4 protein-coding genes are annotated in these 4276 nt (G+C 54.9%); all 4 read left to right on the top strand.

What is annotated here, in order from left to right:
• The coding region (locus HV711_RS32855) for a DUF2345 domain-containing protein (protein WP_175145658.1) at positions 1–949 on the top strand (949 nt) is incomplete at its 5' end.
• Between the two features lie 60 nt (positions 950–1009).
• Positions 1010–2593, top strand: coding sequence for an alpha/beta hydrolase (locus HV711_RS32850; protein WP_035484962.1), 1584 nt, complete (start codon positions 1010–1012; stop codon positions 2591–2593).
• Positions 2587–3672, top strand: a complete 1086-nt coding sequence (locus HV711_RS32845) for a T6SS immunity protein Tli4 family protein (RefSeq protein ID WP_035484960.1) — start codon at positions 2587–2589, stop codon at positions 3670–3672. The genes HV711_RS32850 and HV711_RS32845 overlap by 7 nt, the downstream gene beginning before the upstream one ends.
• A 9-nt stretch (positions 3673–3681) precedes the next feature.
• Positions 3682–3972, top strand: a complete 291-nt coding sequence (locus HV711_RS32840) for a hypothetical protein (RefSeq protein WP_035484957.1) — start codon at positions 3682–3684, stop codon at positions 3970–3972.
• The last annotated feature ends 304 nt before the right edge of the window (positions 3973–4276 follow it).

Raw genomic sequence — 4276 nt, 5'->3', positions numbered from 1 at the left:
GTTTCAGACCAGTGAGCTCAATCTTGGACATATGGTCGATGAGAACCGGAAGGAGCGTGGGCAGGGTGCAGAGTTGCGGACTGACGGCCATGTCGCAGTGCGAGGTGCGAAGGGCGTTTTGGTCACGGCAGAGGCCCAACCAGTTGGCAATGGCCAACAGCTCGCGATGGCGCGGGCGCAGGGATTGCTCGATCTGGCGCTCCAGCAAATGCGTGGACTGGGCGAGGCCGCCCGAACGGCGCAGGCCGTGGCGGCCGATTATGACCGCCAGCGCGGATTGCTTGACGAGACGTTGAAGGAACTCAAGAAAGCAGGGGTCCTAGTGAGCGCCCCGGACGGCATGGGCCTCACATCCGGAACGGATCTTCAGCTCACCGCAAACGACAATCTGATTGCCACGGCGGGCGGGAATGCCGATTTCGGTGTGATGAAGCGGTTTACGGTTGCAGCCGGCGAACTGGTATCGCTCTTCGCGCAGAAACTTGGCCTGAAGCTCTTTGCGGCCCGCGGCAAAGTTGAGATTCAGGCACAAAGCGACGACATGCACCTGATGTCCGACAAGGACATGCGAATGACCAGTGCTAACGGGCGGGTGACGATCGAAGCAAAAAACGAACTTATTCTCAGGTGTGGCGGTTCATACATTCGAATCGCGTCAACCGGCATCGAAGACGGGACTGAAGGGAACCGGACCATCAAATCGGCGGCATTTAGTCGCCAAGGTCCGTCGTCGCTCGGCGAATCAATGAACACCTGGAAGCACGCGAACTTTGACGAGGAGTTTGTTATCAGGTGGCCTTACAGCGGAAAGCCGGTGGCAAACCGCAGGTACTCGGTCCTCCGTGAAGACGGCAGCGTGATCAGGGGCGTTACGGACACGGAAGGGAAGACGGGGTTGCAAAAAACCCTCTTCGCCGAGGGGATGCGGTTGCGCATTGACCCAGAGTGACCGTCCGCTTGCATTACCTTGACTTAACCAAAAATTACGCGACCAGATGGAGCCGTCCAGATGACTGTTGAACGTATCCTTGCTGCTAAGCACGCTGACGATGGTTCGGTGCACTACCTGTCGGCTTCCTCACCTTCAGACGACAGCCATGCCGTTTGTCATATGGTGCCTGACCGGGTGATTCCGGTGATCTTCGTGCCGGGGGTCATGGGCAGCAATTTAATGAATAACAAAAATCAACCTGTATGGGTCGTCAATAGCGGCCCCGGCATGCTGGCATGGTCTTGGAAAGATGCCGCATATCGCAAGCAGACGCTAAACCCAACCAATACTCAGGTCTTCCATAGCGGTGATCGCCCCAAAGGCACGCCGCTCACTGACGCCGAGAAGATTTCCCGAGGCTGGGGTACGGTTTCAAAGAAGAGCTACGGTGACTGGCTGGTTTGGATACAGGATGCGCTGGATGACGCGCACGCGGGAACCAACCATGGCCGAAACGGTTTGCGCAATAGTCTGATCAAGCAGGTGGTGGCACCTGGTCTTGAAACGCTGAGCGACGAAGAAGTCGAGCTATCGTATCAATACAGACTTCCTGTTCATGCAGTGGGCTATAACTGGCTGAAATCGAATCATGACTCGTCACAGTACCTGGCCGGTGAGATCAAGCGAATCATGGATGACTATAGTAAGCGCTACCGCTGCGAGAAAGTTATTGTGGTAACGCACTCGATGGGAGGGTTGGTTGCAAGGCATTGTTCAGAAGTTCTGGGGTTGAGCAAGAAGATTCTGGGCGTTGTGCATAGCGTGATGCCTGCCATCGGCTCTGCAACGGCGTACAAGCGTGTCAAGGCAGGTTGGGAGCCGGGCAATACGATCGAAGAGGGAATTGGCCGCAATGTATTAGGCGCAACTGCCGCAGAAATAACGGCTGTATTCGCGCAATCACCGGGGCCATTGCAACTTCTACCGGATGCGAATTACGGTAATGGATGGTTGAAGATTCGAGACGGCGGCCAGTTTGTCTCATTGCCTGAAAAAAACGACCCCTACGGCGAAATATATACCCAGCGTGGCAAGTGGTGGGGGCTGATAGACGACAAACTCATTAATCCGCTTGATACGAACAAAGTAAACGTCGATCACGATTGGGAGAAGTTCCAATCCTTGATTGATAACAAAGTGAAACCATTTCATGCAGCGATCAGTCTTCGTTATCACGCCCACACGTATGCCTTCTATGGCGACGATAAGGTTCACAAGGCTTGGGGCGATGTTGTGTGGCGACGGACTTTGCCCAAGCCCAATCAGTTCTCCACCAGTACGCCACCTATCGCGAAACCGCTGGAACTGGAAGGCAAATGGGATTCTCGCACTGGCGCTCAGCGTGTGATTGACCGAACCAAGCAACCCTTTCCGCCAATGGAAGAGTTCGTTTTGCAACCGGCAGAGGAAAACGGCGACGGCACCGTCCCTATCCGCTCAGGCCGGGCGCCTATGCCATACACGAAAGCTTGCGTTGCCTTCGAAGGGATCGACCACGAGGGCGCTTACAACCCGCTGCCGTGCCGATTGTTCGCGCTTCGTGCGATCACGCGCTTGGTAAGCAACGTCAAGGGCACCTCGATGGAATATGAAGCATGTTGAAAACCGGGTGGTTAGTCTGCGCAGTATTGCTGACGGCGTGCGGTGCCAAGACATCGGCGCTCACCGAACAAGAGAAGAAGGTGGTAAGGGAAATGACAACGGATATGAAGTCGCGCTGCGTTGGTCGTTATCTGATCGATCTGCCGATCAACGCACAGCCGATTGGCGATGCAAAGTTCGACGGCGTGAGGGTCACTGCAAAGGCCCAGTCGCTGGAGCAGTTTCAACACGAAATGCACCAGCGCGACACAGAATTGAGGGAGACCAAGAGCACGCTTGGTTATACATTTTTCCTTGATGGGGGACGTATGCGCGGTAAGGAAAATACGCAATATTTTGTAACTCTGGGCGATTCCGGAGCGACGAACGATATAGAGCGCGTAATCGAAGTCTATAAATGGGATCGTGGATATAAAATCGATATGCGCATTGAGGCCTTCGACTCAATTCACGCCGAATACACAAGGAAATACGAAGGTACGCCATACGGAATTCCCAACCCGGTGAACGATGTTCCTGATAAAAGCCGGCTGGCATTCGATTTGATTGAAAGGGTGCAAGGCCGCTCCGAAGACGAAATCCCGACGGAACCCGGCACGTGCTTCGTGGGCGGATTCATGCCTGGCAAAGCTATTGCAGAAGAAGAGCAAATTTCCACCAGCTATGTCCTTGCCGACAAAACGGATGTCTCGTTCAGTTGGGACAGCTTCGCCAATTTACAGGCGGCTAGCACCTTGCTGCGGCGGATACGAAGCGCGGAAGTCCAGGATGCATTGAAAGCGGCAAAGGGCCATGTTATTCGATCCGGGAGTGTCGTACTGCCCAGTGGCATGAAGGTCGACGAGGTGTTGGCATCGGCGCTGACGCTGGTTCAGGTGGAGGGTCATCATTGCTCGCTGGAAACGAATTACCTGGGCAGTCCGAAAACGCCTTACATTGTTCTCGACATGGAAACCGCTAGCCCGAATTTTATGGCAGAGGCCGACACAATCAGGCAATCGTCACTCACGGAAGGGGAGGCCGTGGCCCTGTGGGATGCGGTGTCCAGTAGCCTTCGGCCTCGACCCAATGCCTTTTGAAGCTAAGTGATGCCTGTTGACTTCGACAAACTGCTGCCAGAGATGTACGTATTGGACGAGACGCCTTCTCGCTTTGTCTGGACGATCGTGTTGTTCGCCATCGTGCTTGTCGGAATATTCGCCGTGCTGCTTTTGTGGCCAAAAGGCGAACAGACGCAAACGTTGTGCTTCTGGGTACCTGTCCGATCAGGTGCAGCGCCAACTCACTACGCGCGTGCCGCTGCCGGGTACACGGGCGTCGATCACGGTGCTGCATATACCGAACTGCCTCAACAGAAATTTGCGCTTTGGCAATCGTGAAAAATCTTGCAAAACCTCACGGGTACGGCGCTGGAATACAGGACATGAACCTTCGTCGCCTTGCCTTGACGCGCTGGTGATAGTGCTTACTGCCGCTTGCAGCAAACATCCGCCACCGTTGACTGAACAGGAGAAAAATACCGTGCCTGTCGACTTCACCAGGTTGCCACCAGAAGAGCCCATACCCGAGACCCCGGCAATGTCCCACAGACAGTTGAAGGTTGGGACGGCGGGTGCGGCATAGATTATGCGACCTTGCGATCATGGTCAATGTTGGATTTCGAGGGCGAACGCTTCAGGGCGG

This window comes from Paraburkholderia phenoliruptrix (assembly GCF_902859825.1).
GTDB classification, from domain to species: Bacteria; Pseudomonadota; Gammaproteobacteria; order Burkholderiales; family Burkholderiaceae; genus Paraburkholderia; species Paraburkholderia phenoliruptrix.
The sequence above is the reverse complement of the archived record's forward strand: the minus strand, read 5'-3'. Positions and strand labels throughout refer to the sequence as shown.

What these genes read in the sequence shown, in the direction of transcription:
- HV711_RS32850 (WP_035484962.1), top strand. Translation starts at nt 1,010, where the DNA reads ATGACTGTTGAACGTATCCTTGCTGCTAAGCACGCTGACGATGGTTCG.
- HV711_RS32845 (WP_035484960.1), top strand. Translation starts at nt 2,587, where the DNA reads ATGTTGAAAACCGGGTGGTTAGTCTGCGCAGTATTGCTGACGGCGTGC.
- HV711_RS32840 (WP_035484957.1), top strand. Translation starts at nt 3,682, where the DNA reads ATGCCTGTTGACTTCGACAAACTGCTGCCAGAGATGTACGTATTGGAC.